This is a genomic window from Chelativorans petroleitrophicus, from assembly GCF_025398195.1.
Lineage (GTDB): Bacteria > Pseudomonadota > Alphaproteobacteria > Rhizobiales > Rhizobiaceae > Chelativorans > Chelativorans petroleitrophicus.
Window position 1 is genome coordinate 19,634 of sequence record NZ_JAODNV010000019.1, and the last position, 26,477, is coordinate 46,110.

26 protein-coding genes and 1 pseudogene are annotated in these 26,477 nt (G+C 63.6%); 22 read left to right on the forward strand and 5 right to left on the reverse strand.

Going from position 1 to position 26,477, the window contains the following annotated elements:
* Positions 1 to 59: 59 nt before the first annotated feature.
* The 13 genes from urtB to NYR54_RS16095 all read left to right on the forward strand — a co-directional run bounded on the left by urtB (position 60) and on the right by NYR54_RS16095 (position 11,205).
* Positions 60 to 1,676 carry an urea ABC transporter permease subunit UrtB gene (gene urtB / locus NYR54_RS16035; protein ID WP_261516718.1) on the forward strand — a complete coding sequence of 539 codons (1,617 nt, stop codon included), beginning with the start codon at positions 60 to 62 and terminating at the stop codon, positions 1,674 to 1,676.
* Positions 1,676 to 2,875: an urea ABC transporter permease subunit UrtC gene (gene urtC, locus NYR54_RS16040; RefSeq protein ID WP_423738631.1), complete on the forward strand. Its 1,200-nt coding sequence runs from the start codon at positions 1,676 to 1,678 to the stop codon at positions 2,873 to 2,875. Before urtB ends, urtC begins: the two co-directional genes overlap by 1 nt.
* A gap of 3 nt (positions 2,876 to 2,878) precedes the next feature.
* The gene (urtD, locus tag NYR54_RS16045) at positions 2,879 to 3,625 is read left to right on the forward strand and encodes an urea ABC transporter ATP-binding protein UrtD (protein ID WP_261516720.1); all 747 of its coding nucleotides are present in this window, start codon (positions 2,879 to 2,881) and stop codon (positions 3,623 to 3,625) included.
* 2 nt (positions 3,626 to 3,627) lie between these two features.
* The gene (gene urtE / locus NYR54_RS16050) at positions 3,628 to 4,323 is read left to right on the forward strand and encodes an urea ABC transporter ATP-binding subunit UrtE (RefSeq protein WP_261516721.1); all 696 of its coding nucleotides are present in this window, start codon (positions 3,628 to 3,630) and stop codon (positions 4,321 to 4,323) included.
* A gap of 16 nt (positions 4,324 to 4,339) precedes the next feature.
* The gene (locus tag NYR54_RS16055) at positions 4,340 to 5,164 is read left to right on the forward strand and encodes an urease accessory protein UreD (protein WP_261516794.1); all 825 of its coding nucleotides are present in this window, start codon (positions 4,340 to 4,342) and stop codon (positions 5,162 to 5,164) included.
* Positions 5,165 to 5,171: 7 nt separating this feature from the next.
* Complete coding sequence (locus NYR54_RS16060) at positions 5,172 to 5,474, forward strand: urease subunit gamma (protein ID WP_261516722.1); 303 nt, start codon at positions 5,172 to 5,174, stop codon at positions 5,472 to 5,474.
* A gap of 27 nt (positions 5,475 to 5,501) precedes the next feature.
* A complete protein-coding gene (locus NYR54_RS16065) occupies positions 5,502 to 6,089 on the forward strand; it encodes a HupE/UreJ family protein (RefSeq protein WP_261516723.1) in 588 nt (195 codons plus the stop codon).
* Between the two features lie 2 nt (positions 6,090 to 6,091).
* The gene (locus tag NYR54_RS16070) at positions 6,092 to 6,397 is read left to right on the forward strand and encodes an urease subunit beta (RefSeq protein ID WP_261516725.1); all 306 of its coding nucleotides are present in this window, start codon (positions 6,092 to 6,094) and stop codon (positions 6,395 to 6,397) included.
* On the forward strand, positions 6,397 to 8,109 hold the full coding sequence (gene ureC, locus NYR54_RS16075) for an urease subunit alpha (protein WP_261516727.1): 1,713 nt from the start codon (positions 6,397 to 6,399) through the stop codon (positions 8,107 to 8,109). Before NYR54_RS16070 ends, ureC begins: the two co-directional genes overlap by 1 nt.
* A gap of 10 nt (positions 8,110 to 8,119) precedes the next feature.
* Complete coding sequence (locus NYR54_RS16080; protein ID WP_261516728.1) at positions 8,120 to 8,629, forward strand: urease accessory protein UreE; 510 nt, start codon at positions 8,120 to 8,122, stop codon at positions 8,627 to 8,629.
* Positions 8,556 to 9,287 carry an urease accessory protein UreF gene (locus NYR54_RS16085; protein WP_423738632.1) on the forward strand — a complete coding sequence of 244 codons (732 nt, stop codon included), beginning with the start codon at positions 8,556 to 8,558 and terminating at the stop codon, positions 9,285 to 9,287. Before NYR54_RS16080 ends, NYR54_RS16085 begins: the two co-directional genes overlap by 74 nt.
* A complete protein-coding gene (ureG, locus tag NYR54_RS16090) occupies positions 9,284 to 9,916 on the forward strand; it encodes an urease accessory protein UreG (RefSeq protein WP_261516729.1) in 633 nt (210 codons plus the stop codon). The genes NYR54_RS16085 and ureG overlap by 4 nt, the downstream gene beginning before the upstream one ends.
* 143 nt (positions 9,917 to 10,059) lie before the next feature.
* Positions 10,060 to 11,205: a DJ-1/PfpI family protein gene (locus tag NYR54_RS16095; protein ID WP_261516730.1), complete on the forward strand. Its 1,146-nt coding sequence runs from the start codon at positions 10,060 to 10,062 to the stop codon at positions 11,203 to 11,205.
* Between the two features lie 36 nt (positions 11,206 to 11,241).
* Here NYR54_RS16095 and NYR54_RS16100 read toward each other — a convergent pair whose 3' ends face one another.
* Together NYR54_RS16100 and NYR54_RS16105 are read right to left on the reverse strand one after the other, a co-directional pair.
* Entirely contained in the window at positions 11,242 to 12,174 is a 933-nt protein-coding gene (locus NYR54_RS16100; protein WP_261516731.1) for a hypothetical protein, read from the reverse strand.
* A gap of 356 nt (positions 12,175 to 12,530) precedes the next feature.
* Positions 12,531 to 13,418, reverse strand: a complete 888-nt coding sequence (locus tag NYR54_RS16105) for a choline sulfate utilization transcriptional regulator (RefSeq protein ID WP_261516732.1) — start codon at positions 13,416 to 13,418, stop codon at positions 12,531 to 12,533.
* A 118-nt stretch (positions 13,419 to 13,536) separates the two neighbouring features.
* Here NYR54_RS16105 and choX point away from each other — a divergent pair, with 118 nt between their 5' ends.
* The 4 genes from choX to NYR54_RS19305 all read left to right on the forward strand — a co-directional run bounded on the left by choX (position 13,537) and on the right by NYR54_RS19305 (position 19,803).
* Complete coding sequence (gene choX, locus NYR54_RS16110) at positions 13,537 to 14,484, forward strand: choline ABC transporter substrate-binding protein (protein WP_261516733.1); 948 nt, start codon at positions 13,537 to 13,539, stop codon at positions 14,482 to 14,484.
* 146 nt (positions 14,485 to 14,630) lie between these two features.
* A complete protein-coding gene (gene betC / locus NYR54_RS16115) occupies positions 14,631 to 16,145 on the forward strand; it encodes a choline-sulfatase (RefSeq protein WP_261516734.1) in 1,515 nt (504 codons plus the stop codon).
* A 231-nt stretch (positions 16,146 to 16,376) separates the two neighbouring features.
* Positions 16,377 to 19,004: a PQQ-binding-like beta-propeller repeat protein gene (locus tag NYR54_RS16120; protein ID WP_261516735.1), complete on the forward strand. Its 2,628-nt coding sequence runs from the start codon at positions 16,377 to 16,379 to the stop codon at positions 19,002 to 19,004.
* Positions 19,005 to 19,041: 37 nt separating this feature from the next.
* Complete coding sequence (locus NYR54_RS19305) at positions 19,042 to 19,803, forward strand: CAP domain-containing protein (RefSeq protein ID WP_261516736.1); 762 nt, start codon at positions 19,042 to 19,044, stop codon at positions 19,801 to 19,803.
* A gap of 88 nt (positions 19,804 to 19,891) precedes the next feature.
* Here NYR54_RS19305 and NYR54_RS16130 read toward each other — a convergent pair whose 3' ends face one another.
* Positions 19,892 to 20,332: a hypothetical protein gene (locus NYR54_RS16130; RefSeq protein ID WP_261516737.1), complete on the reverse strand. Its 441-nt coding sequence runs from the start codon at positions 20,330 to 20,332 to the stop codon at positions 19,892 to 19,894.
* 745 nt (positions 20,333 to 21,077) lie between these two features.
* Here NYR54_RS16130 and NYR54_RS16135 point away from each other — a divergent pair.
* On the forward strand, positions 21,078 to 21,590 hold the full coding sequence (locus NYR54_RS16135) for a hypothetical protein (protein WP_261516738.1): 513 nt from the start codon (positions 21,078 to 21,080) through the stop codon (positions 21,588 to 21,590).
* 9 nt (positions 21,591 to 21,599) lie between these two features.
* On the forward strand, positions 21,600 to 22,040 hold the full coding sequence (locus NYR54_RS16140; protein WP_261516739.1) for a DUF421 domain-containing protein: 441 nt from the start codon (positions 21,600 to 21,602) through the stop codon (positions 22,038 to 22,040).
* A gap of 25 nt (positions 22,041 to 22,065) precedes the next feature.
* Here NYR54_RS16140 and NYR54_RS19375 read toward each other — a convergent pair.
* A pseudogene (locus NYR54_RS19375) lies at positions 22,066 to 22,300 on the reverse strand (acylphosphatase).
* Between the two features lie 193 nt (positions 22,301 to 22,493).
* Positions 22,494 to 23,345: a sugar phosphate isomerase/epimerase family protein gene (locus NYR54_RS16150; protein WP_261516740.1), complete on the reverse strand. Its 852-nt coding sequence runs from the start codon at positions 23,343 to 23,345 to the stop codon at positions 22,494 to 22,496.
* 324 nt (positions 23,346 to 23,669) lie between these two features.
* Here NYR54_RS16150 and NYR54_RS16155 point away from each other — a divergent pair, with 324 nt between their 5' ends.
* The 3 genes from NYR54_RS16155 to NYR54_RS16165 are packed head-to-tail and all read left to right on the forward strand — an operon-like array spanning position 23,670 to position 26,476.
* On the forward strand, positions 23,670 to 24,557 hold the full coding sequence (locus NYR54_RS16155) for a sugar phosphate isomerase/epimerase family protein (RefSeq protein WP_261516741.1): 888 nt from the start codon (positions 23,670 to 23,672) through the stop codon (positions 24,555 to 24,557).
* 36 nt (positions 24,558 to 24,593) lie between these two features.
* Complete coding sequence (locus NYR54_RS16160; protein ID WP_261516742.1) at positions 24,594 to 25,766, forward strand: mandelate racemase/muconate lactonizing enzyme family protein; 1,173 nt, start codon at positions 24,594 to 24,596, stop codon at positions 25,764 to 25,766.
* Positions 25,763 to 26,476 (forward strand): FadR/GntR family transcriptional regulator, encoded by a 714-nt coding sequence (locus NYR54_RS16165; protein ID WP_261516743.1) that lies wholly within the window; start codon positions 25,763 to 25,765, stop codon positions 26,474 to 26,476. Before NYR54_RS16160 ends, NYR54_RS16165 begins: the two co-directional genes overlap by 4 nt.
* Position 26,477 lies beyond the last annotated feature (1 nt).

The window sequence follows — 26,477 nt, forward strand, 5'->3', positions numbered from 1 at the left end:
GGACGGGTACGCTTCCGCCCCCGGCCGGAACGAAAATCCACCAATTGCGACCTGAGCCGATGATGATCTTGCGCGCCTTATGGATGCTTCTGCTGCCGCTGCTGCTCCTGCCGGGCGTTGCGCGCGGGCAGGATGCTCCGCTGGGCGAGATCATTGCAAGATTCGCCAATGTCGAGAAATTCGACCAGACGGAAGCTCTGGTGCGCGAGCTCGGCGCGACCGGCGATCCCGGGGTACGGCCCGTTCTGGAGGCGCTTGCCGAAGGAAATCTCTACGTGCGCAAGGTCGACAACGCCATCTTCATCGTCCCCGGTTCCGGCAAGGTCCTGAAGCTCATCGATCCGCTCACGGGCGAAGAGGCCGACGAGGCATCCTCGTCCGCGCTCAAGAAGGTTCGGGTGAACAACGGGCTGCGGCGCCTCATTCGCGACGTGCTGAGCACGCTTACTCTCGGCGCAAAAAGCGCCGAAGCGCGCATGGCTGCCGCCGACACGATGTTCGCCAATCCCGATCCGGCAATGATCGAGGCGCTGGACGCGGCAATCGAAGCGGAGTCCGATCCTGCGGTGAAGCTGCGCATGGAGCGGGCGCGCGCCGCTGCTGTGGTGCTTTCCGATCTGCCTGAGAGCGACAAGATCGCGGCAATCGAACTGCTCGGCTCCCTCGGGGACCGGAGCGTGCTGTCTTTGCTCGCGACCGTCGAGGCCAATGCAGACGGCGATCTCCAGCGTGCCGCCGCGGACGCGATCGCGGAGATCAGGAGCGTGCTTGCCGCATGGGATGCGGCGCAGAACGTTTGGTTTGGCATCTCGCTCGGATCGGTGCTGCTGCTGGCAGCCATCGGCCTTGCCATCACCTTCGGCGTCATGGGCGTCATCAACATGGCCCATGGCGAGATGGTAATGGTCGGCGCCTACACGACTTTCGTGGTTCAGGGGGCTGTCCACGCCTTCGCTCCTGCCCTGCAGGAGTGGTCTCTGGCCTTCGCGTTGCCGCTGGCCTTCCTCGTCGCGGGGGCGATCGGCGTTGCGATCGAACGCGGCATCATCCGCTTTCTCTACGGTCGGCCGCTGGAAACCCTGCTTGCCACCTGGGGCGTCTCGCTCGTTCTGCAGCAGGCCGTGCGCATGATCTTCGGGCCGAGCAACCGTGAGGTCGGAAATCCGTCCTGGATGTCGGGCAGCTTCGAGATTGGCCAGATGGTCATTACCTGGAACAGGCTCTGGATCGTCGCCTTCTCACTCGGCGTTTTCGTGCTGCTGCTGTTCGTCTTCAACCGCACGTCCTGGGGGCTGCACATGCGCGCGGTCACGCAGAACCGGCGCATGGCTTCATCCATGGGCATCCGTACGCCTTGGGTCGATGCCTTCACTTTCGGGCTCGGCTCGGGAATTGCCGGAATTGCCGGCGTGGCGCTCAGCCAGGTTGGCAATGTCTCGCCCAATCTCGGGCAGAGCTACATCATCGATTCCTTCATGGTCGTGGTGTTCGGCGGCGTCGGCAATCTGTGGGGCACCTTGCTTGGCGCTTTTTCGCTGGGCATCGCCAACAAGTTCCTCGAACCCTATGCCGGAGCAGTGCTGGGCAAGATCATCGTCCTGGTGCTGATCATCCTGTTCATCCAGAAGCGCCCGCGCGGTCTGTTCGCGCTCAAGGGCCGGGCGGTGGAAGCATGATGTCCTCAAGCTTGTTCGGCGGCGGCCTTGACCGGCGCATTCTCGGGCTGCTTGCCATTCTCACCAGCGCCGCGGTTCTGGTGCCGGTGCTCAATCTGGCGGTTCCGCCCACCAGCAGCTTCCACATTCCCACCTATGCCGTGGCCCTGCTCGGCAAATACCTCTGCTATGCGATGCTGGCGCTGTCGCTCGACCTCGTGTGGGGCTATTGCGGCATTCTGAGCCTCGGCCATGGCGCCTTCTTCGCCCTCGGCGGCTACGCCATGGGCATGTATCTGATGCGCCAGATCGGCACCCGCGGCGTCTACGGCCACCCTGTGCTCCCCGACTTCATGGTCTTCCTCAACTGGAAGGAGCTTCCCTGGTACTGGTACGGCTTCGACCAGTTCTGGTTCGCCGCACTCATGGTGATGCTGGTGCCGGGGCTTCTTGCCTTCGCCTTCGGCTGGCTTGCCTTTCGTTCGCGCGTCACCGGCGTCTATCTCTCAATCATCACGCAGGCCATGACCTATGCGCTGCTCTTGGCCTTCTTCCGCAACGACATGGGCTTCGGCGGCAATAACGGCCTGACGGACTTCAAGGACATTCTCGGCTTCAGCCTTCAGGCGCCGACAACGCGCGCCGCGCTTTTCTCGATCAGCGCGCTGATGCTCGCAATCGCGGTGATCGTCACGGCGGTGCTCGTCAGCTCCAAATACGGAAAGCTGATGATCGCCGTGCGCGACGCCGAAAGCCGCACGCGGTTTCTCGGATGGCGGCCGGAAAACATCAAGCTTTTCGCCTTCACGGTATCGGCCGTCATGGCGGGCATTGCAGGCGCGCTTTACGTTCCGCAGGTGGGCATCATCAATCCCAGCGAGTTCGCGCCGGCGAATTCCATCGAGATTGTGATTTGGACGGCCGTGGGCGGGCGAGGGACCATCCTCGGCCCCGTCATCGGCGCCGTTGCCGTCAACTGGGGCAAGAGCTGGTTCACTGCTGCAATACCGGAATTGTGGCTGTTCGCGCTTGGCGGGCTGTTCATCGCCGTCACACTGCTCCTGCCCAAGGGCATCGTCGGGACATGGGATGCGTGGCGCGCTGCACGCAGGGCGCGCCGTTCGGCGGGGAAGGGGACTTCGCAGGTCGAACCGCCCGTTGCCGAAGGCACAACCGCCCGAACCACCCGGCATTCCATCGAGCCGCAACCTGCCGAGTGACTGATGACGAACACGAATACGATCCTCTATCTCGACGGCGTCTCGGTTTCGTTCGACGGGTTTCGCGCCATCAATAATCTCTCGCTGGTGCTCGACAGGGGCGAGATGCGCGCGATCATCGGCCCCAATGGCGCCGGCAAGACCACGATGATGGACATCATAACCGGCAAGACGCGGCCGGACACGGGCACCGTCTATTTCGACGGCACTCATGACCTGACCCGCTATGACGAAGCCGATATCGCCATGCTCGGCATCGGCCGGAAATTTCAGAAGCCGACCGTGTTCGAAAGCCATACGGTGGAGGACAACATCGCCCTCTCCCTCAAGGGGCCGCGCACTGTCCTGTCCACGCTTCTCAACCGGCGTTCTGCCGACGATGCCAGAAGGATCGACGAGATTCTTGCCACCATCCGGCTGGAGGAGAGGCGCGACGAACTCGCCTGCAACCTGAGCCACGGCCAGAAGCAGTGGCTCGAGATCGGCATGCTGCTGGCACAGGACCCCAAGCTGCTTCTCGTAGACGAGCCGGTCGCGGGAATGACCGACGCGGAAACGGAAGAGACGGTCCGCCTGCTCAAGGATGTGGCGAAGCGCCATTCGGTGATCGTGGTCGAGCACGACATGCATTTCGTGCGCGAGCTTGGCGTCAAGGTCACCTGCCTGCACGAAGGCTCGGTGCTGTCGGAAGGAAGCCTCGATCACGTCTCGCAGGATCCGCGGGTGATCGAGGTCTATCTCGGGAGGTGATGATGCTCGAAATCACCGATGCAAGCCTCCACTATGGCGCCGCCCAGGCGCTGCGCCGGGTTTCGCTCAAGGCCGAGGCGGGCCGCATCACCTGCGTTCTGGGGCGCAACGGGGTGGGAAAGACCAGCCTGTTGAAGGCGGTGGCCGGTCATCATCCGCTGAGCGACGGCAGCATCTCCTTCGACGGCGAGACGATCAACAGACGTGCCGCCTACGACCGCGCCCGCCTGGGCATAGGCTTCGTGCCGCAGGGCCGCGAAATCTTTCCCCTGCTGACGGTTCGGGAAAATCTTGAAACCGGCTTTGCACCTTTGCCGAGATCACAACGTACCATTCCCGAACATGTTTTCGAGCTTTTCCCGGTTCTGGCGGACATGCTGTCGCGCCGCGGCGGGGATCTTTCGGGCGGCCAGCAGCAGCAGCTCGCGATCGGCCGCGCGCTCGTCATGCGGCCGAAGCTGCTCATCCTCGATGAGCCGACCGAAGGCATTCAACCGTCCATCATCAAGAATATCGGCCGCGCGATCACGTGGCTGCGCGACACGATGGGCATGACGATCCTGCTCGTCGAACAGTATCTCGATTTCGCGCGGGAGCTTGCGGATACCGTAGCAATAATGGATCGTGGCGAGATCGTTTTCACCGGAAACGCGGCAAGCCTGGATGAGCCGGATGTACGCCGTCACCTCATGCTTTGAGCCTTCCGGCAATTGGCTGCCCCTGGCTGAAGCAGCGACCATGCCGAAGCTGCAGAGGGCGGGCGGGCATGCGCGTATCGCTTTCAAGCGACGCGAGGGCGCCACCAGCCTTGACCGGCTCTATCAGGAAGGCTGCTCCAAGATCCGCCTGCCGCGCATGTCGGGTGCAGTACCTGAAGCCGTGCTGATCAACACGGCGGGAGGCCTCACCGGCGGCGACAGCCTGACTACGGAGATCTCCCTCCAAGCCGGCGCGCAGGCGGTCATGACCACACAGGCCTGCGAGCGCATCTACCGCTCGGTGGGCGGTGATGCCGAGGTTGCGACGCGCATTGAACTTTCTGAAGGCACGCGGCTCGACTGGCTGCCGCAGGAGACAATCCTGTTCGATGGCGGGCGCCTGTCGCGCCGCTTCGAGGCGGACCTTGCCGGAGGCGCGGAACTCCTCGCCGTCGAGGCGCTGGTGCTTGGCCGCGAAGCCATGGGCGAGACGGTCACCTCGGGCCTGTTCCGCGATCGTTGGCGCATCCGCCGGAACTGCAGACTTCTCTTCGCGGACGACCTGCGCCTTTCCGGCGACATCGCCGCGCTGGCCGGTGAAAAGGCAACGCTCGGCGGCAACCGCGCCATCGCCACCATCCTCTTCGTCACCGAGGACGCGGACCAACTCATTGATGCGCTGCGCGACGCCATCGGTGGCGCGGGCGGTGCGAGCGCGTGGGACGGCAAGCTCGTGGCCCGCCTTGCCGCGCCCGACAGCCTGACGCTGCGCCGGTTTCTCATTCCCGCACTCGCGGTTCTCCTGGGCGGAAGAGCCCTACCCAAAGTCTGGCAGATCTGAGTTTTCCATGAACCTGACCCCAAGAGAAAAAGACAAGCTCCTCATCGCAATGGCCGCCATGGTCGCGCGGCGCAGGCTCGAGCGCGGCGTGAAGCTGAACCATCCGGAAGCGGTCGCGCTCATCACCGACTTCGTCGTGGAGGGCGCGCGCGACGGCCGCTCCGTCGCCGAGCTGATGGAGGAAGGCGCGCATGTGCTCACCCGCGACCAGGTAATGGAGGGCGTTGCCGAGATGATCCACGACGTCCAGGTCGAGGCCACCTTTCCCGATGGCGTCAAGCTGGTGACGGTCCATCAGCCCATTCGCTAACGCAGAACCAACCCGGAAGAATAAGCCATGAAGCGCATCGCACTTACCCTCGGAGCCGTCGCCGCAACCTGCGGCCCTGCCTTCGCTCATCTCGATCCCGTGGAGCACGGCTCCTTCGCGGCGGGCTTCTCGCATCCGTTCGTCGGGACCGACCATGTGCTTGCCATGGTTGCCGTCGGCCTCTGGGCCTCGATGCTGGGCGGACGTGCGATCCTCTCGGTCCCGGCCGCATTTGTCGCCTGCATGGCCGCAGGCTTTGCTGCCTCGCTGATGGCGCTGCCCCTGCCGCTCGTCGAGCCGGTCATTCTCGCATCGGTGATCGCCCTCGGTCTCATGGCAATGATCGCGCTGCGCGTTCCCGTGGTTGCCGCAGCCGCAATGGTCGGCTTCTTCGCCTTCTTCCATGGCCATGCGCACGGTTCTGAACTCGGCGCGGCGGGGGCGCTCACCTTCGCCCTCGGCTTCGCCGCTGCCACTGCTCTCCTCCATGCCGCCGGCATTGGCCTTGGCGTCCTCCTCGGCAAGGCCGGCCGCGCCTCATCCGGCAACGTCCTTGCCCGCCTTCTCGGCGCCGCGACCGCCCTCGGCGGTGCATGGCTCGCGGTCGGAGCATGAAGATGATCCCCGGCGAAATCATTCCGGCGGAGGGCGAGATCGTCCTCAACGAGGGCAAGGAGGCGATCACGCTGCGCGTCGCCAATCGGGGCGACCGCCCGGTGCAGGTTGGCTCCCACTACCACTTCTACGAAACCAACGAGGCGCTCGACTTCGACCGTGAAGCCGCACGCGGCATGCGCCTCGACATTGCCGCAGGCACCGCGATCCGGTTCGAGCCGGGCCAGGCGCGCGAGGTGCGGCTGGTGCCGATCGGCGGCGCGCGCCGCATCTTTGGCTTCAACGGTCGAGTGACAGGACAGCTCTGATGCCAGCAACGATTTCCCGTTCGGCCTATGCCGACATGTACGGTCCGACGGTCGGCGACCGCGTCCGCCTCGCCGATACCGACCTCATCATCGAGGTCGAGAAGGACTTCACGACCTATGGCGAGGAAGTGAAGTTCGGCGGCGGCAAGGTGATCCGCGACGGCATGGGCCAGAGCCAGGTGTCGCGCGCCGAGGGCGCCGTCGACACCGTCATCACCAACGCGCTGATCGTCGACCACTGGGGCATCGTCAAGGCCGACGTCGGTCTCAAGGACGGCCGTATCGTCGGCATCGGCAAGGCCGGCAACCCGGACACGCAGTCAGGCGTGAACATCATCATCGGGCCGGGCACCGAGGCGATCGCCGGCGAAGGTCGTATCCTCACCGCTGGCGGCATGGACGCCCACATCCACTTCATCTGCCCGCAGCAGATCGAGGAGGCATTGATGTCGGGCATCACGACAATGCTCGGCGGCGGCACCGGCCCCGCGCACGGCACCCTGGCGACCACCTGCACGCCCGGCCCGTGGCACATCGCCCGCATGATCCAGTCGTTCGACGCCTTCCCGATGAACATCGGCCTCGCCGGCAAGGGAAACGCCTCACGCCCCGAGGCGCTCATCGAGATGATCCAAGGCGGCGCCTGCTCGCTCAAGCTGCACGAGGACTGGGGCACCACGCCGGCGGCAATCGACTGCTGCCTGTCGGTGGCCGACGACTACGACGTGCAGGTGATGATCCACACCGACACGCTCAACGAGAGCGGCTTCGTGGAAAACACCATCGCTGCCTTCAAGGGCCGCACCATCCACGCCTTCCACACGGAGGGTGCGGGCGGCGGCCATGCGCCTGACATCATCAAGGTCTGCGGCCTGCTGAACGTCATTCCGTCATCGACCAACCCGACGCGGCCGTACACCCACAATACGATCGCCGAGCACCTCGACATGCTGATGGTCTGCCATCACCTGTCGCCGTCGATCCCGGAGGACATCGCTTTTGCCGAGAGCCGCATCCGCAAGGAGACCATCGCGGCCGAGGACATCCTGCACGACATGGGGGCGTTCTCGATCATCTCCTCCGACAGCCAGGCGATGGGCCGCGTCGGTGAGGTGCTGATCCGCACCTGGCAGACCGCACACAAGATGAAGATACAGCGCGGGCGCCTGCCGGAGGAAACCGGCGACAACGACAATTTCCGCGTCCGCCGTTACATTGCCAAGTACACAATCAACCCGGCCATCGCGCATGGCATGTCGGCGCATATCGGCTCGGTCGAGGTAGGCAAGCGCGCGGACCTCGTGCTGTGGAACCCGGCCTTCTTCGGCGTGAAGCCAGACATGGTGCTGGTCGGCGGCACGATCGCGGCAGCGCCGATGGGCGACCCGAACGCCTCGATCCCGACGCCGCAGCCGGTGCACTACCGGCAGATGTTCGGCGGCTTCGGCCGCGCGCCGGCAGCTTCGTCCGTGACCTTCACTAGCCAGGCGGCGATGGATCTCGACCTGCGCGAAAAGCTAGGCGTTGCAAAGGAAATGGTGGCGGTCGAAAATACCCGCGGCGGCATCTCGAAGGCGTCGATGATCCTCAACAACGCGACGCCGCACATCGAGGTCGATCCCGAGACCTACGAGGTGCGCGCTGACGGCGAGCTGCTGACCTGCGAGCCGGCCACCGTGCTGCCGATGGCACAGCGCTACTTCCTGTTCTAAGGCGAGACGAATGCTGCGCGCCCTTTCCTACATCCGCCACGGGGAGGACCAGCGGCCCTCCTCGGCCACCGTCCGCCTCGCGCAGGACAAGCGGCACCTGCGTCGCAAGCGCATCACGCTCGACAGCGGCGAGGACGTGCTCGTCGATATGCCCGAGCCGGTGTTGTTTGCCAATGGCGACCGCCTCGTGTTGGAAGACGGCCGGCAGGTCGAGATCATCGCCGAGGAGGAGGAACTCTACGAGGTCGTGCCGCGCGATATGCTGCACCTCGCGGAGCTTGCCTGGCACCTCGGCAACCGCCACTTCCAGGCGCAGATCGAGATCGAACCCCTGCGCATCATGATCCGTCGTGACCACGTGCTGCGGGCGATGCTGGAAGGCTTGGGCGCGACCGTGCGCGAGATGGTCGCCCCATTTCAGCCGGTGCACGGCGCTTATCACGGGCATGGTCATTCGCATGATGGGCATCACCATCATCACGACCATGACCATGAGCACGGCCATCACCACCATGACTGAAGCGACGACATCAGCGCTGCTGCGGCTCATGACCTGGCTTTCGCCGGCCTTCCCGGTCGGCGCTTTTGCCTGCAGCCATGGTCTCGAACGAGCGATCGATGAGCGGCTGGTGCGCGACCGCGCATCGCTCATTGCCTGGCTCGAGGTCCTGCTGAAGCGTGGCTCGGCATGGAACGACGCGGTGCTGCTGGCTGAGGCCTGGCGCGAGGTGATTGCCTCCGGCAGCTGCGCGGAAGTCGCCGAACTTGCCGAGGCAATGGCCGGCTCGCGCGAACGGCATATGGAAACGATGCTGCAGGGCGTAGCCTTTGCAGCGGCCATATCCGCATGGGCTGGCGAACCCGAGAAGACCGAGATGCGCATTGCTTATCCTGTTGCGGTGGGGCAGGCAGCCGCGCAACACGGCCTCGAACTGGAGGATACTCTCGCCGCCTATCTCCACGCCTTCGCCTCGAACCTCGTCCAGGCGGCCGTGCGCCTCGTTCCGCTTGGCCAGCGCGACGGCGTGAAGGCCATGGCAGCGCTCGAAGCCGTGATCCGCCGGACCGCCGAGCGGGCGGCGGTGTCCACGCTAGACGACCTTGGCTCCTCCGTATTCATGTCCGACATCATGGCGATGCGGCACGAAGTCCAATATTCGAGGGTATTTCGATCATGAGTTCACTGAACGGGCCGCTGCGGGTTGGTATCGGCGGGCCGGTGGGCGCCGGCAAGACGACGCTCACCGAGATGCTCTGTAAGGCGATGCGCGACCGCTATTCCGTCGGCGTCGTCACAAACGACATCTTCACCAAGGAAGACGCGCTGATCCTCAACCGGCTGCAGGCGCTGCCCGAAGACCGCATCATCGGCGTCGAGACCGGCGGCTGCCCGCACACCGCGATCCGCGAGGATGCGTCGATCAATCTCGCCGCGGTCGCCGAGATACGCCGCCGCTTCCCCGACCTCGACGTGGTCTTCATCGAATCCGGCGGCGACAACCTCGCCGCGACCTTCTCGCCCGACCTTGCGGACCTTACGATCTACGTCATCGACGTAGCGGCCGGAGAAAAGATTCCGCGCAAGGGCGGGCCGGGGATTACCCGGTCCGACCTGCTGGTCATCAACAAGATGGACCTTGCTCCTTACGTCGGCGCGAACCTCGAGGTGATGCGGGCGGACGCCGAGCGCCAGCGCGGCGGTGCGCCGTTCCTCTTCACCGATCTTCGCCGCCGCATCGGAGTGGACGAGATCGTCGCCTTCCTGGAAGAAAACGGCGGTCTCACCGCGAAGTCTGCGGCGGAATAAGGCTGCGGCTCTGGCAGGGTGAGCGGAACATCCCTTAGACATTTCCGCCAATGCCCGTGCCAGCGGATTTGTCGAACCCGGTGCTGACAGGTATCTTTCCTGATCGGCTGCCCAAGGCGCGGCCAATTCGGAGGGATACGAAAATGCGCAGGTTCGTTGCCTGGGGAATTGTCGCGCTCGCGCTGCTCGGATTGGCCGGTTTCGGGGGCTGGATGCTCACCCTCCCAAGCTCGACCGCGACCGCGGAAGCGCCGGAAGTGCCGCAGGCCGAAGCCGAGGCGATGCTCGCCTCGCTGAAGCCGCCCAAGCGCGAGCGCCCGCTGATCGCGATCATCGGCCTCAACGATGCCACCGAAACGACGGACTACATCATGACTGCGGGCATCCTGCGGCGCGCCGATATTGCCGACGTCGTCATGCTGGCGACCGGGCCGGGTCCGGTGCAGCTTTATCCCGCCCTGAAGGCCGAGCCGGATGCAACCATCGCCGAGTTCGACGCTGCCCATCCTGAAGGCGCGGATTACGTGATCGTGCCGGCCATGAGCCGCGACGACGACCCGGCGGCGCTGGCGTGGATCAGGAGGCAGGCGGAACAGGGCGCGACCATCATCGGCGTTTGCGCCGGGGCCAAGGTGGTGGCGGCCGCCGGGCTGCTCGAGGGCAAACGCGCCACGACCCACTGGTACTATCGCCCGAGAATGCTCAAGCTCAGCCCGACAACCCAGTATGTGCCGGACCGGCGGATGGTGTCGGACGGAAAGGTGATCACCACCACCGGCATCAGCGCCTCAATGCCGATGATGCTGACGTTGATCGAGGCGATTGCAGGCCGGGCGAAGGCGGAGGAGGTTGCGCACGGTCTCGGCGTGGAGGCGTGGAGTGCGCGCCACGCAAGCGATGCGTTCAGGATTACCCGCGCCTTCGCATCGACGGTACTTGTAAACAGGCTGGCCTTCTGGCGCATCGAAAGCTTCGGCATCCGGCTGGAGCCGGGCATGGATGAGGTCTCGCTGGCTCTGGTGGCCGATGCATGGTCGAGAACCTACCGTTCCAGCGCCTCGACCTTTGCCGCCACGCCGGAGCCGGTGGAAACGCGCAGCGGCCTGCGCATCATCCCTGACGAGGCGGCCGGGCAATGGGCCAATGATCGCATGGTCTCGACGTTTCCCGACAGTCCTCCAGCCGTGGCGCTCGATCAAACCTTGGCGGCCATCGCGGCGCGCTATGGCAGCCGGACCACGGATGTAGTCGCCATGCAGCTCGAATATCCACGGGGGCCGGCTCGATAGACGGATGCGGCGTGAAAACCGACCCCACTTTTCGCGCTATGGGCAGGTGGTCACCTGGTTCGAACACGTCCCCCGCGTCCAGCCGCGATGATGCCTGCTAAATAAATGGCCCTCCACCTCGACCCACGAGCCGGCACAGGCATGAAGCCTCTGGACGGCGAATGAATCTGGCCCCGCCCTCTCGTCAATTTTGGACAGGTCCGCGACGACCATCGCGTCGGATGACGGCTTTTCGTAGAGATAACGGTGGTTGATAAGCAGGCCGAGATGGTCGCCCTGTACCCATCCTTCCCCGTTGAACACTACCTTGGTTTCTTCATCAAAAATGTAATCGATGACGAAAGCCTGACTGATCCTGAACCAGCCCTGCTTGAAGCCGGAGATTTCCATCTCCGTTTTGAAGGTGAAGTCCTGGACACGATAAGGTGGCGGCATGCTTCCGATGACCGGAGCGTCAGGCCGGGGTGCTGCGCGAATATCGAGTTCCTCAGGCCCCGTGCCGTTGAACCAGGCCGATATGTCACACATTCTCACATCGGCCGCCTCAGGGGCGATTTCTTGCCCGCGACAGGTTTCGATGAGGGGCGCCGCCGCCTCACGGGCGCCCTCCAGCGGAAATTCCTCCACACCGTCCCCTACGAAGACGAACAGCATGCCCCGGGACGTCAGGAGATCAATCAGCCGGTCGTTCAACTCCGCCTTGCCCTCCAGAACGAAGGTGTCATCAAGTGCGAGGCGCCAGCCGAAGGTTCTGATAGGCACCTCGATGTCACCTGCCTGAAGCAGGACTTCAACCTCGACGCCGTCATAGGCCTCAATCGGTTCATGGATGTAGGTGAAGGTGAGGCCATCGCCCTCGCGCGAGCACGTGAACGACAGCGGTCCGTAATCGGTGCCGGGAATGCCATAGAAGAGTGCGGCGCTGCTCTCTTCGACACTGCCATGCCATGCGAGATCATCCTGCGCCACTGCGGGTCCCGCCATAAAGGGCGAGAAAGCCAAGGCCAGCAGCCATGTTAGCAGGTGAGGGCGTATCAGACTGCGGCTTCCCTTTCGTGGACGGGAGCAGGCCATCAACGCCAAGGCTTTTCCGAAACCGAAATCCCACATCTCCTGCCCCCCTCAAGGTGGATTGCGCGTCGCGCTCCCGGCCGGCCGCGCAGCTTATCAGTCCTACCAATCTCCTCAGAGCGGTGCGTGCCGCTCCCCATGCACGGGCCGAGGAAGCAGACACGCAGGGAAGACGCAAAGCAAGCATATCTTGTCTCGTAATAGGAACCGTGGCCTTCATTTCCGGCCAGTCGGCCACCAAATATGCGGTTCCGTCAGGCCTGGCTGATCAGCCATTCCGTCAGCGATTGCGTGGCGGCGGTGGCCGGCTGATGGGGTATCAGCCAGTAGCCGAAAGTCTGGCGCTGCACCTCGGGCGCGACCGCAACGAGGGTTCCGGCCGCTAGAAACGTATCGACGAGGCCGATCCAGCCGAGGGCGATTCCCTGTTCGGCAAGTGCCGCCTGGATCACGAAGCCGTAGGTGTTCAACCCCAGGTCGCCCTGCGCAGGTTCCCGCGTGACCCCGTGCATGGCGAGCCACGTGCTCCATGTGAGCCAGCGCGGAACCCCGGAAGTTTCAAGATGAAGCAGCGGCGCCCTCGCCACCGCGGCCGTATCCTCGAACGGGCCGTAGCGGGTGAGAAAACCCGGCGCGCAGACCGGCACGACGCGCTCTGGCATCAGGAGCCGGGCGTGCTCGGGAAAGTCGTCTCTTTCGCCGAAAAGCACGGCCGCATCGACGTCCCCCGCCGACTCGTCCTCCAGGCTTTGCGAGGCCACGATATGGACCTCCACATGCGGATGTAGCCGGCGGAAATCAGCCACTCTTGGCATCAGCCAGTAGGCGGCGAAGCCGTAATCCGTGAAGATCCGTATCGCGGGCGCCCGCGCCCTGCGGCGGATGTCGCGCGCGGCTTCGTCAATGCGTTCAAGCCCGGAATGCACGACGCGGTAAAGCATCTCCCCGGCTTCCGAAAGCCGGCTGCCTCCGTGAGAGCGATGAAACAGCGTCGCGCCAAGCTGCTCTTCGATGCGCCGGATCTGATAGGTCACCGCCGGCTGGGAAAGGCCCAGTTCCTGCGCGGCCTTCGTCAGGCTTCCCAGGCGCCCGACCGCCTCGAAGATGCGAAGCCAGCCAACGTCCAACGGCCTGTCTCTCATAAAGAACCTCTATGGCATCGATCGAAAATCTGCGGGTTCAAAGATAATGTCATATGCGGAATTAATGGAAGGAGCCCGGTTTTGCGTCACGTGCAACTTGAAAAAGGGGAACTTCGCCATGTTACACCGTTGCCTCGGCCTGGCTGCCGCCGCTTTCCTGCTCGCAAGCACCTCGGCCTTCGCCGCCGATCCGGAAAGCTGCGAAACCATCCGCCTTTCCGATCCCGGCTGGACGGACATCAACTCGACCAACGCGATCGCCTCCGTCCTGCTCGACGGGCTGGACTACACTGCGGAGATACAAACCCTTTCAGTGCTCGTCGGCTATCAGGCGCTGAAGAACCAGGACATCGACGTTTTCCTGGGCAACTGGATGCCCTCGCAACAGAACTTCATCGAGGAGCTCAATCAGGCCAATGCGGCGGAGGTGCTGGTCAAGAACCTTGAAGGGGCGAAGTTCACGCTCGCCGTGCCGAGCTATGTCACAGCGGAGCTGGGGGTGCGCGACTTCAAGGATCTCGCCGCGCACGCCGATGCTTTCGACAGGCAGATCTACGGCATCGAACCCGGCGCCCCCGCCAATGAGAACATCCAGCGCATGATCGACGCCAATGATTTCGGGCTGGGTGACTGGCGTGTGGTGGAGTCGAGCGAAACGGGAATGCTCTCTCAGGTGGCGCGCGCCGCGCGGGGGCAGGACCCCATCGTGTTCCTCGCCTGGGCGCCCCACCCGATGAACCGGAATTTCGACATCACCTATCTCTCCGGCGGTGACGATTACTTCGGCCCCAATTACGGAGGCGCGGAGGTGTTCACGATCGCTCGCACCGGCTGGTCCGAGGAGTGTCCCAATGCGGCGCAGTTCTTCCGCAATCTCGTCTTCACCATCGATATGGAAAACGAGATGATGGCCAAGATCCTGGACGAGGGGAAAACGCCGGAAGAGGCGGCCGTCGAATTCCTCAAGGCCAATCCCGATCTGCTTGAGCCGTGGCTTGACAGCGTGACGACGCGCTTGGGCGAGCCTGGCCTTGAGGCGGTAAAGGCCTCGCTCGCAACGCGCTAGCGCGGGCTCAGGCGCACATCAGCCATCCCGGGTTTCCCTCCGGTTGGCCGGGATGAGCGGTAGGGGGCGGGCCGGGCTGGCGCAGACGGCCTCGGCTGCCCGTTATCCTTGTTCTCGTCCTTTTCATGGAGCCATCTCGCATCATCATGAAGCGCCCGAACATCCTCATTCTCATGGCCGACCAGGTCAATGGAACCCTGTTTCCGGATGGCCCGGCTCCATTCCTGAAGACGCCCAATCTTGAAGCGCTTGCTAAGCAGTCCGTCCGCTTCGCCAATGCCTATACGGCAAGTCCGCTTTGCGCTCCGGGCCGCGCATCCTTTATGTCCGGGCAACTGCCGAGCAGGACGGGCGTCTACGACAATGCCGCGGAATTTGCCTCCGACATTCCCACCTATGCGCATCACTTGCGCCGGGCCGGATATTACACCTGTCTCTCCGGCAAAATGCACTTTGTGGGGCCGGACCAGCTCCACGGGTTCGAGGAACGGCTGACCACCGACATCTATCCGGCCGACTTCGGCTGGACGCCCGATTATACCCGCCCCGGCGAGCGCATCGATTGGTGGTACCACAATCTGGGCTCTGTTACCGGCGCCGGCGTCGCCGAAATAACCAACCAGCTCGAATATGATGACGAGGTGGCCTATCACGCCACGCACAAGCTCTACGACCTGGCGCGCGGACATGACCCGCGGCCCTGGTGCCTGACGGTGAGCTTTACGCACCCGCACGATCCCTATGTGGCGCGCCGCCGCTTCTGGGATCTCTATGAGGATTGCCGGGCACTCGATCCCACGATTCCAACCATCCCCTTCGAGGAGCAGGATCCGCATTCGCAGCGGCTGATGCTCGCGAGTAACCATGCCGCCTATGAGATCACGCCGGAACACATCCGCCGTTCCCGCCGGGGCTACTTCGCCAATCTCTCCTATGTGGACGAGAAGATTGGCGAGATTCTCGATGTGCTGGAGCGAACGCGCCAGGCGGAGAACACCATCATCGTCTTCCTCTCTGACCATGGCGACATGCTGGGCGAGCGCGGCCTGTGGTTCAAGATGAGCTTCCTGGAGGGCTCTGCCCGCGTGCCTCTTATGATCGCCGCACCTGGCCTGCAGCCTGGCCGCGTAGACACGCCGGTTTCGACGCTTGATGTCGTCCCGACCCTTGCCGAGCTTGCGGGCGTGGATCTGGCCGAGGTGCTTCCCTGGGCCGACGGCGAAAGCCTGGTGGATGTCGCCTCCGGAGCCCGCAGCCGCGCGCCGGTGCCGATGGAATATGCGGCAGAGGGCTCCTATGCACCCATGGTGGCGCTGCGCGACGGGCGCTTCAAGATCGTACTCTGCGAACTCGATCCGCCTCTGCTTTTCGATCTCGAAGCGGACCCGCACGAGCTTTCCAACCTCGCGGCCGATCCCGACCATGCGGAAAGGCTGGCCGTGATGACCGCGATGGCGAAGGAGCGCTGGAATCTTGAAAGCTTCGACGCGGCGGTTCGTGCGAGCCAGGCGCGCAGGCGCGTGGTCTATGAGGCGCTGCGCGACGGCGCATACTACCCTTGGGACTACCAGCCGCTGCAGCGCGCATCGGAACGCTACATGCGAAACCACCTGGACCTGAACGTGCTCGAAGAAGCGCAGCGCTTCCCGCGCGGCGAGTAGACCTTGCGCAGCCGCCCGTGAAGGCGGCCGGCGGCACTGCGCATGCAGCGGTCGGCTCGCGAGCCGATCGCTGCGTATGGCGTGATCCTCAGGTCTCCCCATCACGGATGGCCTTAAGCACTCCCGGAACGTTGTCAGGCTGCAGTTGTTCGACCAGCACGGGCCGCTGGCGCGCCCTTGCCGGGCACAAGCCCGGCGCGGTTCTGCACCACGCAATCACAGGGTTCTGTCGTGTATCGGGTCGTCCTTTCGCTGATCGTCATTCTTCTTGGACTGGTTCTTGCTGCGGGCGGCGTCTGGCTTGCCGTGCTCGGCGGCTCCTGGTTCCACATCCTATGGGGTATGCTGCTGACCGCGTCCGGTGCTCTGATCATGGCGCGGCGCCCGGCCGGGCTAGCGGTCTATGGCGTAACCATTCTGATCACGCTCGCGTGGGCGCTTTGGGAAGTGGGTTTCGACTGGTGGGCGCTCACTCCGCGCGGCGCAGTTCCCATGATCATCGGGCTCCTGCTTCTCTTGCCACCGCTCGTTAGGGCTCTGCACCCCCGTGGCGCGGCGAGGGCGCGCTACGACGCCAACAGCGCCGTGCTTGCCGTCTCGCTTGCCATTGCCGCCGCGGTGAGCATCTATTCCATGTTCCAGACGCCGCACGACATCGCGGGCAGCTTCCCGCAGGAGCGAATGACGGCGGATGTCGCTGAGGATGAGGGCGTGCCGCCCGGCGAATGGGCAGCCTATGGCCGCACGCACTACGGAAGGCGCTATTCGCCGCTTGACCAGATCACGCCGGAAAATGTCGCTGAACTTCAGGTCGCCTGGACCTATCATACGGGTGAACTGCGCGACGAGGACGACCCGGGCGAGACCACTTATGAAGTCACGCCGCTCATGGTCAACGATACGGTGTATCTCTGCACGCCGTTCAGCACAGTGATCGCGCTCGATCCAGTCACCGGCGAGGAGAAATGGCGCTTCGATCCGCAGCTAAGGCAGCCGCCTACGCCGACGACGCAGCATATGACCTGCCGCGGCGTCTCCTTCCACGCCGCATCGCCGGAAGATCTGCCCGCGCGGCCACCCGGAGCGGAAGCGCCGCAGGCGGCCTTGAATACAGAAAACGAGGCGCCGGTGGGCAGGGCGGCCGGCGACACGGTGGCTGCTGACCAGATCGGCGAGGGTGACGCCAAGCCGGAACCGGAGGAAAGAAGCCTTATCGAGGAAAGTGTCGCACAGGTGACGACCGGCGCTGCACCCGTCCCGCAGAACATTGTTACCGGTGCCGTCCAAGCGGGCGCACGGGTGCCGGCCGTGGAGCGGGAGGAGCCGCCGCAGAGCGTGGAGCTGAGCGAGGCGTGCATGAACCGGCTATTCGTGCCAACCTCTGACGGGCGGCTCATTTCCATCAGTGCCGAAAGCGGCGCGATCTGCCCAGGCTTCGGCGGCCGTGATGGTACGGTCAATCTGTGGGCCAACATGCCAAATGTGACGCCCGGCTCGTTCTATTCAACCTCTCCGCCGGTCATCACCGAGGACGATCTGGTCATCATCGGGGGCGCGGTCAACGACAACGCCTCGACCACATCGCCTTCCGGCGTCATCCGCGCCTACGACGCCTACACCGGCGCGCTGGTGTGGAATTTCGACAGCAAGAATCCGGATGCTACGGAGCCCATTCCGGCGGGTGAGACTTACAGCCCGAACGCACCGAATTTCTGGAGCGTGGCAAGCTACGATCCGGAGTTGGGTCTGGTATACTTCCCGATGGGCAACGAGTCACCCGATCAGTTCGGCGGTAAGCGTGGCGAGAACACGGAGCGCTTCTCCGCCTCGATTCTGGCACTGGACGCCTCGACCGGTGAGATGGCCTGGGTGTTCCAGACAGTGCATCACGACATCTGGGACTACGACGTGCCCGCGCAGCCGAGCCTTGTCGATCTTACCATCAATGGAGAGGCCGTGCCCGCGCTCGTTGCGCCTACGAAGCAGGGCCAGGTTTTCGTGCTGAACCGGGAAACCGGCGAGCCGGTGCTGCCCGTGAAGGAGCAGCCGGTGCCCCAAGGCGCAATCGAGGGCGACTTCACCGCGCCTACACAGCCTGTGTCGGCTGTCTCGTTCGCCCCGGAGCCGCTTACGGAAGCGGATATGTGGGGAGCCACGCCGGTCGATCAGCTCTGGTGCCGCATCCGGTTTCACCAGCTCGACTACGAAGGCATATTCACGCCACCCTCAATGAATGGAACTATCGTCTATCCCGGCAATTTCGGCACCTTCAACTGGGGCGCCGTTTCCGTGGACCCCAACCGCGACATCATGTTCGGCATGCCCGTCTATCTGGCTTTCACGGTGAAGCTGATCCCCCGTCCGGACGGGATGACGCGCGTGGTCACGAAGGAGGGCGAACCCATCTTCAACGAGAATTTCGGTGCGCCCTACGCCGCCGAGATGGGCCCGTTCTACTCGCCGCTCAACCTGCCATGCCAGCAGCCGCCCTGGGGATATGTCGCGGGCGTAAATCTGACGACGGGCGAGACCGTCTACAGGCACGTAAACGGCACGGTGCGCGATCTCGCTCCGGTTCCGCTGCCGTTGGAGATGGGCGTGCCCGGCATTGGCGGACCGATCGTCACGGCCGGTGGAGTAGCATTCCTGTCCGGCACGCTCGATTACTATGTGCGCGGTTACGATCTCGCGTCGGGCGAGGAAATCTGGCGCGCACGGCTGCCAGCCGGCGGGCAGGCTACGCCTTCAACCTATATGGGCGCCGACGGGAGGCAGTACCTCATCGTGGTGGCAGGCGGCCATGGCTCCACCGGCACGAAGGCCGGCGATTCGGTCATCGCCTACGCCTTGCCGCGATAGAGCAGTTCAGGAAAGTGGAGACCGGATTGCCGAGCAGGTGGACAGAAAACACACGAAGGTGGTGACGAGGGTCCAGGAAGCGAACGGCGCGGACCGTGTCACCGATACGGGTGATGTCGGCACGGGGCAGGCTTCGCCTTACGGCACGGAGGCGCCGGCCGAGGCACTTGCCGGGGCAGGCCGGGAAGCCCGGCAGGCAGCGCGATGTGGAAAAACTGAAATGTGGCTAGCCGGCGCCTCGTTTTCATGCTCCCCATCGCACATGAGCAGGGGGCGGAGCTTCATCAAAACAGTTCAGGCCATGGCCTGCCTGATGCTGGCGGCGCTTGTTTGTGCCGCTTGCGCCCCAAGAAGCACCGGCAATTATGCCCTAGAAGACGTTCGCAATCTTGCCGCGTTGCGGCAAGAGGCGCTCTCGCTCGTAAACCAGGCGCGCCGTGAACAGGGAGTTGCCGCGCTCCGATTTTCCGGCCCGCTGAACGCGGCGGCGCAGGCACATGCCGAGGATATGGCGCGGCGCGGCTATTACGGCCATTATTCGCCCGAAAGGCAGGACGTTGCCTATCGCTATCGCGCTCATGGGGGAGGGCGCTGGTCCATCATCGCGGAAAACATAGCACGGTGCAATTCGTGCGCGCCGAACCGCGAACAGCTTCGCCGCTTTCAGCAGGGATGGATGCGTAGCCCAGGTCACCAACGCAACATCCTTGACCCGCGGGTGGCAGAGTTCGGTTTCGGCATGGCATCGGCCGGCGGCTCGGTTTTCGCGGTGCAGACTTTCGTGACGCAGCGCGATTAGCGCGGCTGCCGGACGTCAGCTACAAAATATGTTCCCCGCCGGTTTGTCGGCCTGCGGGGAACATGATGCGATAGCTGGTTAACGGCGATCAGCGATAGAGCGAAGGATCCATGCAGACGGTCTGCCCGCTGGCAGTGACCTGACATCCTTGGGTATTCGACAGGTTTTGCGGCAGCGCGTCCTGCTCGGTGTCCGGCTGGATGGTCGCGCCGGGATCGGCGATGCCCACGGAAGCGGTGGTCGTCGTATCGATCTCTCCATACATCGCCGTTTGTCCGAGCACCTCGCCATTGTCGAAGCCCGGACCAGCGGGCCGCCGCACCGGCGCGGGTGTCGGTATGGCCGCCGTGGAGAGCGGATCAACCGCGACAATTGGCTGCTGCGGCTGTGTCATCTGGAGTTCTAGAGGCAGGTCGTCATTCTCAGACTGGACTTGGACGGTGACGCTCGGATCGTAGAAATCCTGCGCCATTGCCGAACCCGCCATCAGGGCGAAACCGGCAGCGGCGACTAGCATTCGACGAAACATTATGACCTCCTTTGAAGTCGATTGTGCCCCACGACCCAACAACGCAATGTCCATCGGGTTCCGGCAGGAATTGCGGCTCTCTGCCCGACCACGCGATTGTGAAGCCGTCTTTTATGAAGCCTCTTTTCGGCAGGCACGGCCCGTGTGGAACTGGGGAAAGCTCATGCAGTTCGCCAAGGCGGCTTTGCGGAGCGGTCCCAATGAACATTGCGCGATATGCTCTCTACAGCGGCACGATGGCGGGCCTTGCGTCGCTTGCCGTGCTGATGCTTGCCGCAAAGGTGGAGGGCAAGGCGCTGCCTCAGCCGATCAACGCCACGAGCCACTGGATTCACGGCGAGAACGCCGGCCAGGTCACGCGGTGGAACGCCCGCCACACCGCAACGGGCCTGTCACCCATTTTGCGTCCGCCATGTTCTGGGCGGTTCCCTTCGCGGCCTGGTATGTCTGGCAGCGCCCGCGTACATTCCTGCACGGTTTCTGTGGTGCAGCGGTCCTTTCCGCCTTCGCCGCCTTCTTTGGCTACAGGGTGATCTCCCGACCGCTCACGCCGGGCTGGGAGCGCTGCCGAATGTGTCTGTGGCCGCGGCCTTCGCATCCATTGCGCTGGGACTGGCAACCGGCGCAAGGATCGCGCGGCCGAAATCGTGAGCCGGCTGTAACGCTTCTTCCCGGTTTTCCGGCCCGAATCGCGGAACTTTATCGTTCATATACGGGTTCATCCTGCCACCGGCAGGAACAGGCTATGGCCAAAACACAGCTACAAGGCCCGCCCATCCGTAAAGACGGATTGCAGATCGACGAAAGGCGGCATTTCCAGGAAATTTTCTGGACGGTCGAGCGTTTCGCCTGGATCATCTTTGCCCTCATTCTCCTGCTCGCCCTGCTTGGGCTGACCGGCTCCGGCGGATATTTCGCAAAGACAACCCAGACCCTGGACGCGGGAACGGCGGAATATGCGCGGTTCTCACGCTGGGAAGCCTCCGACGAGATGCGGTTCACCTTTAACGCTGGCGCCGGTACGCATCGCCTGACCATAGAGCCTGCCTTTTACGAATATTTGCAGGTGGAGGGCGTTCAGCCCGCGCCTGAACGCGCTTTTTTCAATGAGGATGGCCTCGTGATGGAATTTGCCGCGGAGCAGGGCGCACCGTTGAGCGCTGTTCTCTATTACCGCCCGCTCAGGCCCGGCTATCTGAGCTACCGGGTGGTGCTGGACGGAAGCGCTGCGGACCTAGCCACGGTCGTCCTGCCATAGGAGGAGCAGATGGATTCGGTCATCCGAGGAGTTGTCGTCTATCTCTTCCTGCTGGTGGTTGTGCGGCTGTCCGGACGGCGGACGCTGGCGCAGATCACGGCATTCGATTTCGTGTTGCTTCTCATCGTTGCAGAGACCACGCAGCAGGCGCTGCTTGGTGACGACTTTTCGCTTTCCAACGCCTTCGTGCTGATCCTCACGCTGTTCACCATCGACATCGCGTTCTCGTACATCAAGGGCTGGTCGCCGCGCGCCGCAGCCATGCTCGATGGCACGCCGACGGTCCTCATCAGCCTTGGCAAGCCTGACGAGGTAGCGATGCGGCGCGCGCGGGTCGATCTCGACGACATCATGGAAGCCGCGCGCCAGCAGCATGGGTTGGAGCGGCTGGAGCAGATCAAGTTCGCCATTCTCGAGGTCGGCGGCAATGTGAGCATCGTGCCAAAATAGGGGTAGTCGAGGGGCGACAGCCGGATCAGCGGAGGATTTCAAAGCGCCCGGGCGCTTCTTGCGGACTGGCGTGCTTAACCGTGACGGACGCGTCGGAAGCGGCCGGCGGCCTTCCCGAAACCGCTATACCATGGCTTCAAGCACCTGCCTTGGGCTTGCGATCAGCATGCCACGCTTACGGAGCTATCGGCCTCGTTGCGCACCCAGCCGGTCAAGCCCAGCCGTTGCGCTTCCGCCCGCGTTCAGGCGCGGAAGCTCATGCCCTGAACGCGGCCGGTGATGCGTAGGCGCCCGCGCCTCGTAGTCGTTCTTCACGACAGCCTCTCATCCGTTTTATTCCCGAATTTGCCGCAAGGAGGCTTAAAGTCCAGCCATGACGGCAGCGCCGGAGGGCGCTGCCGCCGCGGGCTTATGCGGCACGCCTCAAGCTGAATGGCCTGACAGTGAGGCGGATCAGGCCGCCTGCGTCCAGCCCTCGCGGATGTGGCGGTAGCCGTTGCGATAAACGGCTTCGGGGCTCTCGGCGAAATCCCGCCAGACCTTCGTCGCCGCGGCGAGGTCCTTCAGTGCACGGCCGAAGGATTCGATGGTGAGCCACCCGTCATAGCCGCTCTGCCGGATGGCCGCGAACGTCTCCCGCCAGGGAATGTTGCCGCGGCCGGGAACGCCCCGGTCATTCTCCGAAATGTGCACGTGGACGATGTTTCGGGCGTTTCTCGTGAATGCGCCGATCGGATCGACCTCCTCGATATTGGCATGAAACGTATCGTACATCGCCCTGATGTTCGGATGGCCGATCTCGTCAATATGCGCCGACAGATCGTCCATGGTGTTGAGGAAGTAGCATTCGAAGCGGTTGAGCGCTTCCAGCCCTATGGTGACGCCTCGGCTCGCGGCGTGGTCGCCGATGGCGCGCTGGGAGCTGATCGAGCGCTTGCGCTCTGAGGCGGTCGGCCCGGTGCCCGTGAAGTGGCCGAGCGCGGAGTGGAGCGGCCCGCTGAGCACGCTCGCGCCGACGGCCGCGGCACAGTCGATTGCCCAGCGCATATATTCGATCCCCGCCTTGCGCGTGCCGGCATCGGCCGAGATCAGATTCTTTGCCGGATCGCCAATGGCAGTGACGGCCGTGCGCTCCAGCCCTATGCGATCAAGCAGGGCCCCAAGCCGGTGGTATTTTTCCGGCGTCCCCTCGAAAATTGGAATTTCGACGCCGTTAAAACCGGTAGCCTTGATGTCGTGCAGCAGTGCTTCGTGCTTGTTGGAGACGTTGGTCGTCCACAAAAACATGCACATGCCGATTTTCATGATGCTACTCCTCCCCCGGCTCGTCAGATGCTGTCGTTCGAGCTCGGCTATTGGTAATACCAAATAGGCCGAAGGGTCAAGCAAAGCTCATAAAAGTTGCACCGGAAGACAGGGGCTTCACTACACAAAATTTATTGAGAAATCAATTAGATGGACAGAAGGGGCGTTATCTGTCCTACAGCGTCTTGCGGGCAGGCGGAAAGTAGGTTAGACGTTTTTTACGCATAAGTGGTCGAACCAGTTTGCGTGTATACGGTTCGGCTGAGGAGGAGATGAGCCGTCCTCCCATCCCGGATGGGCGGCGCAGTGCGGAGGTAGATTTTCATGCATCTTTCAACCCACAACTGGATGCGGGCGGAGCCCCTGGAGACCACCCTCAGGCGCATCAAGAAGTTTGGCTATGAAAGCATCGAGATTTCCGGCGAGCCCGAACAGTACGACGTGAAGGAAACGCGCGCTCTTCTCAAGGAGCATGGCATCCGTTGCTGGGGTGCTGTCACGCTGACCCTGGGCGAGCGCAACCTCGCCGCCAAGGACGAGGGCCAGCGCGCCCGCTCCGTGGACTATGTGAAGAGTGTCATCACCATGGTTTCCGAGCTCGACGGCGAGATCGTCACCCTGGTTCCGGCGACTGTGGGCAAGGTGGTGCCGGATGGCTCCGAGGAGGAGGAGTGGAAGTGGGTGGTTGATGCCACCAAGGAATGCTTCGCCCATGCGCAGGCCAAGGGCGTACGCATAGCCATCGAGCCGCTCAACCGTTTCGAGACCTATCTTTTCAACCGTGCGGCCCAGGCGCTGGCGTTGGCTGACGCCGTTCATCCCGACTGCGGGGTCTGCCTCGATGCCTTCCACCTCAACATCGAGGAGGAGGATATGTATGAGGCGATCCGGCTTGCAGGCAAACGGCTCTATGATTTTCACGTCGCCGACAACAACCGCTTTGCCTGTGGCCTTGGCATGCTGGACTGGCCGAAGATCATCGGCACGCTGAAGGAGATCGGCTATGACGGCGCGCTGACGAACGAGTTTGTGGCTCCCGTCGATCGCACGCCGGCAGCGAAGTACCCGAACATGGTCGAGCGCAACCCTGTCGACATTCCGCCGGAGCAGCTGAAATTCATCCAGGACCACGGCTCCAGCCTGTTGACGGAGGAATTCTACGCCGACCAGATGCGAATCACGGCGGAGACCCTCCTGCCGCTGATCAAATAGACGCGGAATTTCAAAGGCGGCAGGAGACCGGCCGAGATGCGCATACGGAAGGTCGAGGCGTGGTGGGTGCGCGTGCCCATCGAGGAACGGCGGCAGCACCGCAGCGATTTCGGCCGGACCGTCACCTTTGATGCCGCTATCGTCAGGATCGAGACCGATGACGGGATCGTCGGCTGGGGCGAGGGCAAGAATGCGGCCGGCAGCTCCGGCAGCTATGGCGCGCTTGTCCATCTGCTCAATCACGAAATCGGCCCGAGACTTATCGGCCGCGATCCCGCTGACATCAGCCCGATCTGGGAAATGCTCTATAACGGCGTGCGCCACGAGATGGCCGCCACGGCTGGCCATGCGATGCCGGAGCTTGCCCGGCGCGGGCTGACGGTTGCGGCCATCAGCGCGGTGGACATCGCGCTGTGGGACATTCTCGGCAAATCGCTCGGCCAGCCGGTGTGGCGGCTGCTTGGCGGCCGCAAGGCCGAGCGCCTGCCCGCGTATGCGTCAGGCGGCTGGGCGGACGCCGACACGATCGCGGATCAGCTTCGCGGATATATCGAGGCGGGCGGCTTCAAGGCGGTGAAGATGCGCGTGGGTGCCATGGACGGCACGCCGCATGTCTCGGCGGAGCGCGTGCGCGCCGCACGGGCCGCTCTCGGGCCGGACACCGACCTGATGGTGGATGCGCACGGAACCTATACGGTCGCGGAGGCGAAGCGGTTCTGCCGCCTGGTTGCCGACTGCGATCTTGCCTGGTTCGAGGAACCGGTGATCGCGGATGACAAGCCGGGAATGGCGGAAGTCCGGGCGGCGAGCCACATACCCATTGCCGCGGGCGAATCCGAGGCGACCCGTTTTGCCTTCCGCGACCTTGCGGTGCTGAAGGCGGCGGACATCCTGCAGCCGGACCCCGCCTTCTGCGGCGGCATCACCGAGGCGATGCGGATTGCCGCGCTTGCTAGCGCGTTCAACCTGCGTTTCGCGCCGCATTTATGGGCTGGCGCACCTTGCTTCTTTTCCGGCCTGCATGTATGCGCGGCCTCGCCTGCAAGCTTCATCATCGAGTTCTCGCTTGGGGCGAATCCCATGATCCATGACCTCATCGAGGAAGAGGTGCGTGTGACGGACGGCATGATTGCAATTCCGGAAAAGCCAGGTCTGGGCTTCACCGTGCGTGAAGACTTCCTGCGCGCGCATGCGATAGGGGGACCATGAGGGAGAACAACCTCCTGCCGGATCTCGCCGCCTATCTCTACGCCCATTCCAACAAGGCGAACGGACGCACGCCGTCCGAACGCGAGCTTGCGGAGCATTTCGCCGTAAGTCGCGGGCAGATTCGCGAGGCGCTCGCCATTCTGGAGGCCATGCGCATCGTTGAACGGCGTGCCAAGTCCGGCATCTACCTGACGACGACAAATGCCAGTGTGGAGGCGATGGCGCTGTTCGCCAGAGCTGGCGTCCCGCTCGATCCGATCCAGATTTACGAGACCGTGGAGCTGCGCAAGATCCACGAGATAAAGGCGGCGGAGCTCGCCTGCGAGCGGGCGACCGAGGAGAATTTCGAGCGGCTGAGGGAAATTCTGCGCGCTTCGGAGGAGAGTATCGCCGCCGGGCGCGGACTCGTACGGGAGGACCGCGACTTTCATCTTGAGATCGTTCGCGCCACCAAGAACAGCGTCTTTCACAAGGTGTGCAGCGTCTACTACATGATGGGCGAGCAGCGGCTGCCCGTCTATTTCGCCGATCCGGAGCGTTCGCGCATTTCGCACGCGGAGCATATCCAGATTTTCGAGGCGCTTCTCCGCCGCGACGGAAATCTGGCCCAGGCGCTGATGAGTGCGCATCTGAAGGGCGCGGAAAGCTACTGGAAGGGTCTGATCGGCAGCCCGGACGAGAAGGAAAGCCGGGAAGAGGAACGGGTGTGAG